This window comes from Cupriavidus sp. GW822-FHT06G04, from assembly GCF_058799075.1.
Map to the genome: position 1 here is coordinate 676190 of NZ_JBXALD010000002.1, position 13748 is coordinate 689937.

Here is a 13748-nt window from a genome sequence, read left to right on the forward strand (position 1 = left end):
GGTAATGCGGTTATTCGGGTTTCCAGTGCTCGTTCGGATGCAGGTCCAGCGTGGCGAGCGCAAGCACCTGCATGACGAAGTCCTCATAGCTGATGCCCTGCGCGCGCGCGGCCATCGGCACCAGCGAATGGCCGGTCATGCCAGGCGACGTATTCATTTCGAGCAAATAGGGCTTGCCGTCGCGCGTCAGCATCACGTCCGCGCGGGCCCAGCCCCGGCAACCCAGCACGCGGAATGCTTCGACGGCCAGCGCGCGCACTTCGTTCTCAAGTGCTTCGGGCAAAGTCGAGGGGCACAGGTATTGGGTATCGTCAGTAAAGTACTTATTTTGATAGTCGTAGTTCGACTCGGGCGCGACAATTTTGATGACCGGTAGCGCTTCGGCGGTTGCGCCCTCGCCCACAACCGGGCAAGTCAGCTCCGCGCCGTCGATAAACGTCTCGGCGATGACGTCCGCATCGAGCGCTGCCGCCTTCTCGAATGCCTCGCGCATCTGGTCTGCGGCGGTGACCTTGGTCAGGCCGATCGAGGACCCTTCGCGCGCCGGCTTAACGATCAGCGGCAGCCCCAAGTCGCGCACCACGGTGTCGAAATCGGTGCCCGCCTGCAACATCGCAAAGCGCGGCGTGGCCAGGCCGTGCGTGGTCCACAAGCGCTTGGTAGCCTGCTTGTCCATGGCCAGCGCGGACGCCAGCACGCCGCTGCCGGTGTACGGCACGCCCAGTTGTTCGAGCAGCCCCTGCATCGTGCCGTCCTCGCCATAGCGGCCGTGCAGCGCGATGAATACGCGGTCGAACTTCGCCGCGGCGAGCTCGGCGACGGACTGCAGCGCCGGATCGAACGGATGTGCGTCGACGCCGCGCGACTTCAACGCGGCCAGCACGCCGTTGCCTGACATCAGAGAGATCTCGCGCTCGGCGGAGCGGCCGCCCAGCAGCACGCCAACCTTGCCCAGCGATTTCGGATCGATATTGGGATGGGCCACGAAGCTCATTGCTGACCTCCCGTCTGATGCGAGACCAGCTGTCCCGGGACAGCGCCGATCGTACCGGCGCCCATTGTCACGACCACATCGCCAGGTCGCACGGCATTCAGGATCGACTGCGGCATATCTTCGATCTGCTCGACAAAAACGGGTTCTACCTTGTTGGCCACGCGCAGCGCCCGGGTCAACGCCCGGCCGTCCGCGGCCACGATGGGCGCCTCGCCCGCGGCATAGACTTCGGCCAGCAGCAGCGCGTCCACCGTGCCCAGTACCTTGACGAAATCCTCGAAGCAGTCGCGCGTGCGGGTAAAGCGGTGCGGCTGGAACGCCAGCACCAGCCGGCGGTCCGGGAAAGCGCCGCGCGCGGCGGCCAGTGTGGCGGCCATTTCGACGGGATGGTGGCCGTAGTCGTCCACCAGCGTGAACGTGCCGGTGCCGTCGGGCGTTGCCACCTCGCCATAGCGCTGGAAGCGGCGGCCCACGCCGTGGAACTCGCGCAGCGCCTTGACGATCGATGCGTCCGGCACTTCGAGTTCGGTGGCGATGGCGATGGCTGCGAGCGCGTTCTGCACGTTGTGCAGGCCGGGCAGGTTCAGCACGATGTCGAGCGGCGGCTCGGCATGGCCGTTCAGCTGACGCAGCACGGTGAAATGCATCTGGCCATCGACGGCGCGCGCATTAATCGCGCGGATCTGCGCGTCTTCGGCAAAGCCGTAGCGCACCACTGGCTTGGAGACGAACGGCAGGATCTCGCGCACGTTCGGATCGTCGACGCACAGCACGGCAATGCCGTAGAACGGCAGACGCTGCGTGAACTCCACGAACGCCTGCTTCAGACGGGCAAAGTCGTGCCCGTAGGTGTCCATGTGGTCGGCGTCGATGTTGGTGATGACTTCCATCACCGGAAACAGGTTCAGGAACGACGCATCCGATTCATCGGCTTCGGCCACGATAAAGTCGCCAGTGCCCAGGCGCGCGTTGGCGCCCGCGGAATTGAGGCGGCCGCCGATCACGAAGGTCGGATCGAGCCCGCCTTCGGCCAGCACGGACGCCACCAGGCTCGTGGTGGTGGTCTTGCCGTGCGTGCCGGCGATGGCGACACCCTGCTTCAGGCGCATCAGTTCGGCCAGCATCACGGCGCGCGGCACCACGGGAATGCGCTTGGCGCGCGCGGCCAGCACTTCGGGGTTGTCGTTGGTCACCGCGGTGGATACCACCACGGCGTTGGCGCCTTCCACGTTGGCGGCGTCGTGCCCGTGCGCCACCCGGGCGCCGAGCGAGGTCAGGCGCCGCGTGGCAGCGTTGCTGCCCATGTCGGAGCCCGAGACCTTGTAGCCCAGGTTCAGCAGGACTTCGGCGATACCGCTCATGCCGGCGCCGCCAATGCCTACGAAGTGGATGTTCTTGACGATATGCTTCATTGAATTCGTTTCACTTGTCACCCGCCATCTGGCGGCAAATCTCGGCGACGCGCCGGGTTGCCTCCGGTTTGGCCAGGCTGCGCGCAGCGCGCGCCATGTCCTTCAGTTGCTCGCGCGACAGGCCGGCGATGGTTTTCGCCAGGCCTTCCGCGCTCAATTCGTTTTGCGGCACCAGCAGGGCCGCGCCCTGCTTCGACAGGAACTTTGCGTTGGTGGTCTGGTGATCGTCCACCGCGTGCGGAAACGGCACGAACAACGCGGCCACACCCGCGGCGGCGACTTCCGACACCGTCATCGCGCCGGCGCGGCAGATCACCAGATCGGCGTCGGCATAGGCCGCCGCCATGTCGTCGATAAACGGCACCGTCTCGCCGGCCACGCCGGCGGCGGCATAGTTGGCACGCAGTTGGTCGATCTGCTTGGCGCCGGCCTGGTGTTTGACCGACGGCCGCTGCGCTTCGGGCAACTTCGCCAGCGCCTTGGGCACCACGTCGTTCAAGGCTGCGGCGCCGAGACTGCCGCCGACCACCAGAATCCGCAGCGGCCCGGTGCGATGGTCGTAGCGCGACTCGGGCGCCGGCATGTCAGCCAGTTCCGCGCGCACCGGGTTGCCAGTCCACTCGCTGTGCGGCAGGGCATCGGGGAACGCGCAGAGCACGCGATCCGCGACCTTCGCCAGCACCTTGTTGGCCAGTCCGGCAATCGAGTTCTGTTCGTGCAGCACCAGCGGCCGGCCCAGCAGCGACGCCATCATCCCCGCCGGGAACGTGATGTATCCACCCATGCCAAGCACGACGTCCGGCTTGACGCGGCGCAGCGCACCGAGGCTTTGCCAGAACGCGCGCAACAGGTTCAGCGGCAACAACAGCTTGGTCACAAGGCCCTTGCCGCGCAGTCCGCCAAACTGGATGTATTCCATCGGAATATCGTGCTTTGGCACCAGCGTGGCTTCCATGCCCGCGCGATTTCCCAGCCAGACCACACGCCAGCCTTCGTCACGCAACGCGCGCGCCACCGCCAGCCCCGGAAACACGTGGCCGCCAGTACCGCCCGCCATGACAAGCAGCGTGCGCGCGCTCATACCTTGCCTCCGCGCATCGAAAAAGGATTTTGGCTCCGGCCGCTGCGCTTAACTTCCTGCTCGCGCAGGAAGTTAGCCTTCGCCGAAATCGCGTGCTGATGCGCTGCGGTCATACCTTGCCTCCGCGCATCGGTAGAAGGATTTTGGCTCCGGCCGCTGCGCTTAACTTCCTGCTCGCGCAGGAAGTTAGCCTTCGCCGAAATCGCGTGCTGAGATGCGCTGCGGTCATACCTTCCCTCCGCGCATCAGCACGCGATTTTCATAATCGATCCGCAGCACAATGGCCAGGCCCACGCAGTTCATCAAGATGCCGGAGCCGCCGTAGCTCACCAGCGGCAGCGTCAGGCCCTTGGTCGGCAGCAGGCCCAGATTCACGCCCATGTTGATGAAGGTCTGCCAGCCGATCCACACGCCCATGCCCTTGGCCACCAGGCCGGCGAACGTGCGGTCCAGCTGCAGCGCGGTGCGGCCGATGTTGAAGCAGCGTCGCACCAGCCAGTAGAACAGCACGATCATCACGAGCACGCCGACAAACCCGAATTCCTCGCCGATCACCGCGAGGATGAAGTCGGTGTGGGCTTCGGGCAGGTAGTGCAGCTTTTCGATGCTGCCGCCCAGGCCGACGCCCGTCCATTCGCCGCGACCGAAGGCGATCAGCGAGTGGGTAAGCTGATAGGCCTTGCCCAGGGCGTTGCTCTCTTCCCAGGGATTGAGGTACGCAAAGATCCGCTCCCGACGCCACGGCGATGCGGTGATCAGCAGGCCGAACGCGCCCACCGCCACGCCCACCAGGCCCGCAAACAGCTTGCCGTTGATGCCGCCCAGGAACAGGATGCCCATGGCCACGGCGGCGATCACCAGGAACGCGCCCATGTCTGGCTCCAGCAGCAGCAGCATGCCAACCACCACCACCGCGACGCCCATCGGCAGGAAACCCTTGGACACCGTCTGCATCCATTCCTGCTTGCGCACCGTGTAGTTGGCCGCGTAGAGCACCACGGCCAGCTTCATCAGTTCCGACGGCTGGAAGTTCATGACGCCGAGCGGAATCCAGCGCCGGGCGCCGTTCACGCCCTTGCCGACGAACGGCACCAGCACGATGACGAGCAGGATCAGCGAGATGACGAACAGCTTGGGCGCGTATTTGTCCCACACCTTGACCGGAATCTGGAACGCCACCAGGCCCATCGACAGGCCGATGAACAGCGCGAAGGCGTGGCGCACCAGGAAATGCGCCTCGCGGTAGTTGGCGTAGCGCGGCGAATCGGGCAGCGCGATCGACGCCGAGTAGACCATCACCAGGCCAAACGTCAGCAGCACGATCGCCACCCACAGCAGCGGCTGGTCGTATTCCATCATGCGCGACCGTGTCGGCTTGACGCCCGACACGGCGTCGCGCAGTCCACCCCAGGCGTTGCCGATGGTGGCGCCGATGAATCCGCTGCGCTTGACCTGCGATTCGCTCATGGCATGATCCCCCGGGACAGGGCCAGTTCTTCCACCGCGCCGCGGAACACCTGCGCGCGATGGACATAGTTGCGGAACATGTCGAGGCTGGCGCAAGCCGGCGACAGCAGTACGACATCGCCGGCTTGCGCCAGACTGGCCGATTTCTCCACCGCTTCATCGAGCGACTGCGCGTCGACGATCGGCGCATCGCAGCCAGCCAGCGCCGCGCGGATCGCGCCGGCGTCCTTGCCGATCAGCACCACGGCGCGCGCATATTGCGCGACCGGTGCCGCCAGCGGCGAGAAATCCTGTCCCTTGCCTTCTCCGCCGGCGATCAGCACCACGCGCTTGTCCAGGCCGTTCAACGCGGCCACGGTCGCGCCGACATTGGTGCCCTTGCTGTCGTCGAAGTACTCGACCTCGTCGATCGTCGCCACCCATTCCACGCGATGCGGTTCGCCGCGGTACTCGCGCAGCCCGTGCAGCAACGCATTCATCGGCAGGTCGATGGCGCGGCACAGCGCCAGCGCGGCCATCGCGTTGGTGGCGTTGTGCATGCCGCGGATATGCAGGGCGTCGGCCGGCATCAGGCGCTTGTGCCGCACCGGCACCGCCTGGTCCACGACCTCGTCCTTCTTGCGGCGGCGCGGTTTCGGTTCGCTGTCGGATTCGGTGTCCGGCTCGGCCAGTACGATCCACGGCATGCCGCCTTCGCGCAGGACGCCGTAGCTGCCCGGCGTTTCAGGCAAATCGGTGCCGAACGTGACCAGCGTCGCTCCCTGGCGCGCCATATCGAGCGTGAGGCGGTCCTGGCGATTCAGTACCTGCACGCACCCTTTGCCGACCGGGCCGAAGATGCGTGCCTTGGCGGCGGCATAGGCTTCCATGCTGCCGTGCCAGTCGAGGTGATCCTGCGAGATATTGAGCACCGTCGCCGCATGCGGCGCCAGCGAAAACGTGTATTCAAGCTGAAAGCTCGACAGTTCCAGCACCCACACGTCTGGCAGCGTGGCGCTGGCGATGCACGCCGAGAGCTTGTCCAGCGCGGACGGGCTGATATTGCCGGCCACCCCGACGCTCTTGCCGGCGCGCTCGATCAGCCGGCCGGTCAGCGCGGTGGTGGTGGTCTTGCCGTTGGTGCCGGTGATCGCCAGCACGGCGGGCGCGTACCCCGAGGTGGCCTCCAGATAGCCCAGCGCCTGCGCGAACAGTTCGATTTCGCCCCAGACCGGGATGCCGCGCGCGCGCGCCGCTGCCAGCAGCGCGCTGGTGCCGGCTTCGAGCGGCGACAGGCCGGGGCTGATCGCCACCAGGCCGATGTCGTCGAGCAATCCTTCGGCAAACGGGCCGCCGGCAAACTGCGCGGTGGCAAGCTCGGACTGCAGCAGCGCAAGATTGGCGGGCGCCTCGCGTGTGTCGGCCACACGCACGCGGCAGCCGTTCAGGCCGCACCAACGCGCCATGGCCAGCCCCGATTCGCCGAGGCCAAGTACCAGCACATGAGGTTTTTGCAACACGCCAAACACTTCGATTTCCTGCCTTCAGAGTCCGTCAGTTATTCAATGCCGCGCAGCTCAGCGCAGTTTCAGCGACGACAGCCCGATCAACACGAGCAGCATGGTGATGATCCAGAAGCGCACGGTGACCTGCGTTTCCTTCCAGCCGCCGAGTTCAAAATGGTGATGCAGCGGCGCCATGCGGAACAAGCGCCGGCCTTCGCCATAGCGCTTCTTCGTAAATTTGAACCACGTGACCTGCAGCATCACCGACAGCGTTTCGACCACGAAAATGCCGCCCATCACGAACAGCACGATTTCCTGGCGCACGATCACGGCGATGGTGCCAAGCGCGCCGCCCAGTGCCAGTGCGCCGACATCGCCCATGAACACGCGCGCCGGATGGGCGTTGAACCAAAGGAATGCCAGCCCGGCCCCCGCCATCGCGGAACAGAAGATCAGCAGCTCGCCCGCCCCCGGGATATGGGGAAACAGCAGGTATTTGCTGTAGACCGAACTGCCCATCACGTAGGCGAATACGCCGAGGCCGCCGCCCACCAGCACCACGGGCATGATCACCAGGCCGTCGAGGCCATCGGTCAGGTTCACCGCGTTGCTCGATCCCACGATGACCAGGTACGTGAGGACGATGAAACCGGTCACGCCCAGCGGGTAGCTGATTTCCTTGAAGAACGGAACGATCAGGTTGGTCTTGTAAGGCACGTCGGCAAACATGCCGCCCTCGATCCAGCCGAGGAACAGGCTCCATACCCGCACGTTGCTGGCCTCGGACACTGAGAACGCCAGATAAACCGCCGCGATCAGGCCGATCAGCGTCTGCCAGAAAAATTTCTCGCGGCTCGACATGCCGCGCGGATCGCGATACACGACCTTGCGATAGTCATCGACCCAGCCGATCGCGCCATAGCCGAGGGTGACCAGCAGCACCACCCAGATGAAACGGTTGCCCCAGTCACACCACAGCAACGTGGAGATGGCGATCGAGATCAGCACAAGCACACCGCCCATGGTGGGCGTGCCCGATTTGACCAGATGGGTCTGCGGACCGATCGTACGCACGGCCTGCCCGATCTTGAGCTCCGTCAGGCGACGGATCACCCACGGCCCGAAACCCAGGCCGATCACCAGCGCGGTGAGGTTGGCCATCACCGCGCGGAAAGTCAGATAGTTGACGACCCGCAGGAAGCTGTAATCGTTTTGCAGCCACTGGGCCAGTGCCAATAACATCGTTTGTCTTATTCGTTAGTGAGCGGAAGGTGTTGCGACCAGCGCAGCGACCATCCGTTCCATGCGCATGAAGCGCGACCCCTTCACGAGCACGGCGGCCGCACCGGCCACCACGCTCTCCCTGTCTTCCTGCAGCGCCTGCATCAGGCCTTCGGCCGTAGCGAAATGACGCGCGCCCGCGCCAAAGGCCTGCACCGCATGCGGCGCCAGCTCACCGGTGGCCCAGAGCGTCTCGATACCGTGCTGGCGCGCGTACTCGCCGATCTCGGCATGGAACGCCGGCCCCTGGTTGCCAACCTCACCCATGTCGCCAAGCACCAGCACGCGCGGCGCGGCAAACCCCGCCAGCACGTCGATGGCGGCGCGCACGGAATCGGGATTGGCGTTGTACGTATCGTCGATCACCACCGTGCCGGCCGGCGTGTGCTTGACCTGCAGGCGGCCCTTGACCGCCGCGAAGCCTGCGATGCCGCGCTGGATCGCGTCGACGCCCACGCCAGCCGCCAGCGCGCACGCCGTGGCAGCGAGCGCATTGCGCACGTTGTGCATGCCCAGCAATTGCAAGCGCAAATCGAATGTCTGCCCGGGCGCCGTGACGTGCAGCACCTGCACGCCGTCGTCGAGCGAGACCGTGGCGCGCACATCGGCCGAGGCATCGGTGCCGAATGCCAGCACGCGCCGCGCGCCAGCCGCCTCGCGCCAGATCCGGGCGTGCGCGCCGCCGCTCTCGGCATCGACCGGGAACACCGCCACGCCGTCGGCGGGCAATGCGGCCAGCGCGCTGGCGTGCTCCTGCGCCACGGCTTCCACGCTGACCATGAATTCCTGATGCTCGCGCTGCGCATTGGTGATCACGGCCACGGTGGGCTGGGCGATTGCGGCCAGATAAACCGTTTCGCCCGGATGGTTCATGCCCAGCTCGAGCACGGCCAGCCGATGGTGCGCGCGCATGCGCAGCACGGTCAGCGGCAGGCCGATGTCATTGTTCAGGTTGCCGCCAGTGGCCAGCCGGTCGTCGTCGCCAACCGCGGCGGCGAAGATCGCCGCGATCATTTCCTTGACCGTGGTCTTGCCGTTGCTGCCAGTCACCGCCACGGTGGGTGGCGCAAACTGGCGGCGCCAGCCCGCGGCCAGCTCGCCCAGGCCGAGCCGCGTGTCGGGCACGATCAGGGCAGGAATGCCGGCGTCGATATCGCGGCTCACCAGCACGGCGGCCGCGCCGCGCGCGACCACATCGGCCAGAAAATCGTGGGCGTCGAAACGTTCGCCCTTCAGGGCGACGAACAGGTCGCCCGGTTCGACGGTTCGGCTGTCCGTATGCACGCGTGAAAACGTGCACGACGGATCGCCGGAAATACGCGCGCCGGCCATCCAGCCGGCGGCTTGCTGCAAATTGGTCATGTGGTGTCCGTTCATGCCGACACCCCCCGCGTGCCCAGGGTCAGGCGTACGTGCTCGCGGTCCGAAAATGGACGCTTGCGGCCCTGGATCTCCTGCGTGGATTCGTGGCCCTTGCCGGCCACCAGCACCACATCGGCCGGGGCGGCGTGCTTGATGGCGTGGAGAATGGCGGCCGCGCGATCCTCGATCATGCGAACCCGGCCGCGATCCTGCATGCCATCGGCGATCTGTTCGAGGATGTCGCGCGGGTCTTCGCTGCGCGGGTTGTCGCTGGTCAGCACGACTTCGTCGGCCAGCCGCTCGGCCACGCCGCCCATCAGCGGACGCTTGGTGGCATCGCGATCTCCACCGCAGCCGAACACGCACCACAGCTTACCCTGGCGCGCATCGGTGACGGGACGCAGCGCGGCCAGCGTCTGCGCCAGCGCATCCGGAGTATGGGCGTAATCGACCACGGCCAGCGGCGCATCGTGGCCGCCGAAGAGTTCCATGCGGCCATCGACGGGCGTGAGCGTGCGCAGCGCAGCAAGGGCCGCGTCCCACGCCACGCCCTGCGCCAGCGCGGCGCCGAGCACGGCCAGCAGGTTGCTCACGTTGAAAGCGCCGATCATCGGCGTGGTTACGTCCGCGCTGCCAAAGCTGCCGTCGACGTGGAAGGCCGTGCCGGTAGCGGTGGCGCGTACGCCCGTGGCGCGCAGCCACTGTCCGCGCGTGGCGGAGGCGCCGGCGCGGCCGTCGATGCCATATTCGATGACCTGCGCGGCGGTGACCGCCATCGCGTTGCCATCGAGCAGACGGCGACCCATGTCGTCATCGCGATTGATCACGGCGGCGCGCAGCCCGTCCCATTTGAAGAGGCGCGCCTTGGCGGCCTCGTATTCGGCCATCGTGCCGTGATAGTCGAGGTGGTCCTGTGTCAGGTTGGTCAGCACCGCAACGGCAAACCCGGTGCCCGCCACGCGGCCCTGTTCCAGTCCGTGCGACGAAACTTCCATGGCGATGGCGCGCGCGCCGGCGTCGTTCAGATCGGCAAGGCTGGCCTGCAACTGCACGGCGTCCGGCGTGGTGAAGCCGGTTGCCCGCAACGCATCGGGAAACCCGGTGCCGAGCGTGCCGATGGTGGCGCACGGCGTGCCCGTGGCCTGCAGCAGACGCGCCAGCCACTGGGCACACGACGTCTTGCCGTTGGTCCCGGTGATGCCGGTGACCGTGAGCCCGCGCGCGGCGACGCCATACCAGCCCGCCGCGATCGGCCCGGCCAGCTCATGCAGGCGCGGGATGCCGAGATGGGGCACGCCGTCACCGTGCGTCCACGTGAAGCCCTCGGCTTCGTAGATCACCGCGCTGGCGCCGGCCGCGATCGCCTTGTCGATGTGCGGACGGCCGTCGGTCGCCAGGCGTTCGTTGCCCAGCACATACGCGAAGAAGACGTCGCCCGGCTGCAGCCGGCGCGTGTCGCCGGTCAACTTTGCGCCGGCCGGCGCATGCGCATGCAGCCAGGCCAGCGCGTTGCTGGCCTGGACGGAGACTTCGAGAGGCAGAAGCGGCTGGGCCGTCATGGCGTCGCGCTCCATGGTTCGCTCTCGGGCACCTTGTCGGTCACCATCAATTGGCGGATCGGCGAATCGGGCTGGACGTTCAGCGATCGCAGCGCGCCGCCGGTGATCGCCGAAAACACCGGTCCGGCCACCGCGCCGCCGTAGTGGCTGCCGGCCGTCGGTTCGTCGACACTGACCGCGACGATCACGCGCGGATTCGACATCGGCGCCAGGCCAATGAACGATGCGCGATACTTGCTGCGGTCGTAGCCGCGGCCGACGTGCTTGTACGCCGTCCCGGTCTTGCCGCCCACGCGATATCCCATCACCTGCGCTTCCGGCGCGGTGCCGCCGGGCGCCGTCACGGTTTCCAGCATGCCGCGCACCTCGCGCGCCACCGTCGGCGACAGGATGCGCTCGCCCGTGACCGGACCGTTGGTCTTGTAGATCGACACCGGGATCAGTTCGCCATCATGCGCGAAGATCGTATAGGCATGGGCGATCTGGAACAGCGACACGGACAAGCCGTAGCCATAGGACATCGTGGCCTGCTCGATCGGACGCCAGCTCTTCCACGGCCGCACGCGACCGGCCACGGCGCCCGGGAAGCCGATCTTCGGCGCCTGGCCAAGCCCGACGCTGGTGAACATGTCCCACATTTCCTGCGGCTTCATCATCATCGCGATCTTTGTCGTGCCGATGTTGCTCGACTTCTGGATCACGCCGCCCACCGTGAGCGTGCCGTAGTTATGGGTATCGGAAATCGTCGCGCCCTCGAAGTTGTACTTGCCGGTCGTGACGACGGTCGTCGACGGCGTCACGCGGCCCAACTGCAGCGCCAGGCCGATCGAGATCGGCTTCATCATCGAGCCGGGCTCGAAGGTATCGGTCAGCACTCGGTTGCGCAGCTGCTCGCCGGACAGGCGGGTGCGGTCGTTCGGGTTGTAGGTGGGCCAGTTGGCCAGCGCCAGCACCTCGCCGGTCTGCGCATCGAGCACCACGGCGCTGGCCGCCTTGGCCTTGTTGCGCTCCACCACGGCCTTGACCTCGTTGTAGGCGAGGTACTGGATCTTGGCGTCGATCGACAACTGCATGTCCTCGCCGTCGCGCGGGGTCTTGAGCACGCCAACGTCCTCAACCACGCGGCCCAGCCGGTCCTTGATCACCTGGCGCGCGCCGGGACGGCCGGCCAGCCCGGCTTCCCGGGCCAGTTCCACCCCTTCCTGGCCCTTGTCCTCGACATTGGTGAAACCGACGATGTGCGCCATCGCCTCGCCTTCCGGATAGAAGCGCTTGTATTCGCGCGTCTGGTGAATACCTTCGACCTTGAGCGCGGCGATCTTGTCGGCTGCGTCCGGCAGCACCTGGCGCTTCAGGTAAACGAAGCTCTTGTCCTCGTTAAGCTTGGCGCGCAGGTCCTTTTCGGACAAATCGAGCAGCTTGGCCAGCTGGCGCATACGCTGCGGCTCGATGTCGTTGGGCACATCCTCGGGCACGGCCCAGATCGCCTTGACGGGCAGGCTCGTGGCCAGCACGAGTCCGTTGCGGTCGAGGATCTTGCCGCGCGTGGCGGGCAGTTCCAGCGTGCGCTGGAAACGCTTCTTGCCCTCCATCTCGTAGAACTGGTTGCCCGGGCCCTGGATCCACATGGCGCGCGCCGCCAGCGCCAGGAATGCGGCGAACATCAGGAACACCACGAACTTCGAGCGCCACATCGGCAGGCGCAGGCCCAGCACCGGGCTGGCCGAAAACTGGCCGGTGCGCGGACGCGCCGCCTCGCCACGCGGCTTGCCGGCTGCGCGGGCGCGGTTCAGGGTGGGGCGGGCCATGCTCATTTGCTTGCGCCCCCTGCGGGTTGCTGTGCATCGGGAGGCGTGTCGGGCAATACCACGCCCTGGAGGTACTGGGTGCGGCCCGCGACGGCCGGCGACATCTTAAGCTGCGCGCGCGCCGCGTCGGCAATCCGCGCGCTCTTGCTGAGCGAACTCTGCTGGTATTGCAGGCGCGACCAATCGACATCGAGCTGCTTTTCTTCCGACTGCGCGCGCTCCAGCGCGACGAACAGCGTGCGCGCCTGATGCTGCGCGCTGACCAGCGACAGTGCACAGAGCATCAGGGCGGCAAGGAGGAAGAAGGTCAGGCGGTTCATGCCGTCCGGGCTCCAAGCTTTTCGGCCACGCGCATCACCGCGGAACGGGCGCGCGGGTTGTCAGCCACTTCTTCGGCGCCGGGCTTGAAACGGCCCAGCAGTTTCATCGTCGGCTGCGGCAGATCGGCCGCGCGCAGCGGTGCGCGACGCAGCGCCGGGTCGGCGTCCTGGTCCGGCTTCGCGTGCGCCTGCATGAAACGCTTGACGATGCGGTCCTCGAGCGAGTGGAAGCTGATCACCACCAGGCGCCCGCCCGGCTGGAGCAGGTCGTACGCCGCCTTCAGGCCGTTTTCGAGGTCCGCAAGCTCTTGATTGATGTGAATCCGTAGAGCTTGAAAGGTGCGGGTCGCAGGGTCCTGACCCTTCTCGCGTGTCTTGACGGTTTTCGCCACGAGCGCGGCAAGGTCTGAAGTAGTGGCGATTGGGCCGCCATCGTCGGATTCGCGCCGGCGAGCAACAATCGCCTTTGCAATCTGTACAGCAAACCGTTCTTCCCCATAGTCTCGTATCACCCTGGCAATGTCGTGCTCGTCCGCTTGTGCAAGCCACTCGGCGGCGGTGACGCCGCGCGTGGTGTCCATGCGCATGTCCAGCGGGCCTTCGAAACGAAAGGAAAATCCCCTCGCCGCCTCGTCGATCTGGGGCGAGCTGATCCCCAGGTCGAGCAGCACACCAGCCACCGGGGCCCGATCGCGCAGACGGTCGCCCATTTCCGCAAAGCTCGCGTGCTCAATGGAGAAGCGGGCATCCTTGATGGTGCCCGCTTCTGCGATTGCTGCCGGATCCTTGTCGAAGGCGACGAGGCTGCCGGCCGGCCCCAGCCGCGCCAGGACGGCCCGGCTGTGACCGCCTCTTCCGAAGGTGCCGTCCACGTAGGCGCCGTCGGGCCGCCAGACGAGCGCCTCGACGGCCTCGTCCAGCAACACGGTGCGATGGCGCAGGGCGGTGGTCCCCGGCGTTTCGGTAGGGGTCATGACCTC

The 13748-nt window shown here is 66.5% G+C and carries 11 protein-coding genes; all 11 read right to left on the bottom strand.

From position 1 onward, the window contains the following. Positions 1 to 10: 10 nt before the first annotated feature. The 11 genes from AC1RKI_RS07140 to rsmH all read right to left on the bottom strand — a co-directional run bounded on the left by AC1RKI_RS07140 (position 11) and on the right by rsmH (position 13742). A complete protein-coding gene (locus AC1RKI_RS07140; protein WP_492794368.1) occupies positions 11 to 994 on the bottom strand; it encodes a D-alanine--D-alanine ligase in 984 nt (327 codons plus the stop codon). After that, on the bottom strand, positions 991 to 2406 hold the full coding sequence (murC, locus tag AC1RKI_RS07145) for a UDP-N-acetylmuramate--L-alanine ligase (RefSeq protein WP_061955273.1): 1416 nt from the start codon (positions 2404 to 2406) through the stop codon (positions 991 to 993). The genes AC1RKI_RS07140 and murC overlap by 4 nt, the downstream gene beginning before the upstream one ends. A 10-nt stretch (positions 2407 to 2416) precedes the next feature. Further along, positions 2417 to 3487, bottom strand: a complete 1071-nt coding sequence (murG, locus tag AC1RKI_RS07150; RefSeq protein WP_150979511.1) for an undecaprenyldiphospho-muramoylpentapeptide beta-N-acetylglucosaminyltransferase — start codon at positions 3485 to 3487, stop codon at positions 2417 to 2419. A gap of 225 nt (positions 3488 to 3712) precedes the next feature. Next, on the bottom strand, positions 3713 to 4954 hold the full coding sequence (gene ftsW, locus AC1RKI_RS07155; protein WP_061955270.1) for a putative lipid II flippase FtsW: 1242 nt from the start codon (positions 4952 to 4954) through the stop codon (positions 3713 to 3715). Further along, on the bottom strand, positions 4951 to 6462 hold the full coding sequence (gene murD / locus AC1RKI_RS07160; RefSeq protein WP_492794365.1) for a UDP-N-acetylmuramoyl-L-alanine--D-glutamate ligase: 1512 nt from the start codon (positions 6460 to 6462) through the stop codon (positions 4951 to 4953). Before murD ends, ftsW begins: the two co-directional genes overlap by 4 nt. 48 nt (positions 6463 to 6510) lie before the next feature. Then, on the bottom strand, positions 6511 to 7680 hold the full coding sequence (gene mraY, locus AC1RKI_RS07165; RefSeq protein ID WP_061955266.1) for a phospho-N-acetylmuramoyl-pentapeptide-transferase: 1170 nt from the start codon (positions 7678 to 7680) through the stop codon (positions 6511 to 6513). Between the two features lie 15 nt (positions 7681 to 7695). Beyond that, positions 7696 to 9096 carry a UDP-N-acetylmuramoyl-tripeptide--D-alanyl-D-alanine ligase gene (locus tag AC1RKI_RS07170; RefSeq protein ID WP_061955264.1) on the bottom strand — a complete coding sequence of 467 codons (1401 nt, stop codon included), beginning with the start codon at positions 9094 to 9096 and terminating at the stop codon, positions 7696 to 7698. Beyond that, positions 9093 to 10640, bottom strand: a complete 1548-nt coding sequence (locus tag AC1RKI_RS07175) for a UDP-N-acetylmuramoyl-L-alanyl-D-glutamate--2,6-diaminopimelate ligase (RefSeq protein ID WP_492794813.1) — start codon at positions 10638 to 10640, stop codon at positions 9093 to 9095. The genes AC1RKI_RS07170 and AC1RKI_RS07175 overlap by 4 nt, the downstream gene beginning before the upstream one ends. Further along, on the bottom strand, positions 10637 to 12454 hold the full coding sequence (locus AC1RKI_RS07180; protein ID WP_061955262.1) for a peptidoglycan D,D-transpeptidase FtsI family protein: 1818 nt from the start codon (positions 12452 to 12454) through the stop codon (positions 10637 to 10639). Before AC1RKI_RS07180 ends, AC1RKI_RS07175 begins: the two co-directional genes overlap by 4 nt. After that, positions 12451 to 12768 carry a cell division protein FtsL gene (gene ftsL / locus AC1RKI_RS07185; RefSeq protein WP_061955260.1) on the bottom strand — a complete coding sequence of 106 codons (318 nt, stop codon included), beginning with the start codon at positions 12766 to 12768 and terminating at the stop codon, positions 12451 to 12453. Before ftsL ends, AC1RKI_RS07180 begins: the two co-directional genes overlap by 4 nt. Continuing rightward, a complete protein-coding gene (rsmH, locus tag AC1RKI_RS07190; RefSeq protein WP_341249519.1) occupies positions 12765 to 13742 on the bottom strand; it encodes a 16S rRNA (cytosine(1402)-N(4))-methyltransferase RsmH in 978 nt (325 codons plus the stop codon). The genes ftsL and rsmH overlap by 4 nt, the downstream gene beginning before the upstream one ends. Positions 13743 to 13748: the final 6 nt, after the last annotated feature.

What these genes read in the sequence shown, in the direction of transcription:
- rsmH (WP_341249519.1), bottom strand. Translation starts at nt 13,742, where the DNA reads ATGACCCCTACCGAAACGCCGGGGACCACCGCCCTGCGCCATCGCACC.
- ftsW (WP_061955270.1), bottom strand. Translation starts at nt 4,954, where the DNA reads ATGAGCGAATCGCAGGTCAAGCGCAGCGGATTCATCGGCGCCACCATC.
- AC1RKI_RS07140 (WP_492794368.1), bottom strand. Translation starts at nt 994, where the DNA reads ATGAGCTTCGTGGCCCATCCCAATATCGATCCGAAATCGCTGGGCAAG.
- murC (WP_061955273.1), bottom strand. Translation starts at nt 2,406, where the DNA reads ATGAAGCATATCGTCAAGAACATCCACTTCGTAGGCATTGGCGGCGCC.
- AC1RKI_RS07180 (WP_061955262.1), bottom strand. Translation starts at nt 12,454, where the DNA reads ATGAGCATGGCCCGCCCCACCCTGAACCGCGCCCGCGCAGCCGGCAAG.
- AC1RKI_RS07170 (WP_061955264.1), bottom strand. Translation starts at nt 9,096, where the DNA reads ATGAACGGACACCACATGACCAATTTGCAGCAAGCCGCCGGCTGGATG.
- murG (WP_150979511.1), bottom strand. Translation starts at nt 3,487, where the DNA reads ATGAGCGCGCGCACGCTGCTTGTCATGGCGGGCGGTACTGGCGGCCAC.
- ftsL (WP_061955260.1), bottom strand. Translation starts at nt 12,768, where the DNA reads ATGAACCGCCTGACCTTCTTCCTCCTTGCCGCCCTGATGCTCTGTGCA.
- mraY (WP_061955266.1), bottom strand. Translation starts at nt 7,680, where the DNA reads ATGTTATTGGCACTGGCCCAGTGGCTGCAAAACGATTACAGCTTCCTG.
- AC1RKI_RS07175 (WP_492794813.1), bottom strand. Translation starts at nt 10,640, where the DNA reads ATGACGGCCCAGCCGCTTCTGCCTCTCGAAGTCTCCGTCCAGGCCAGC.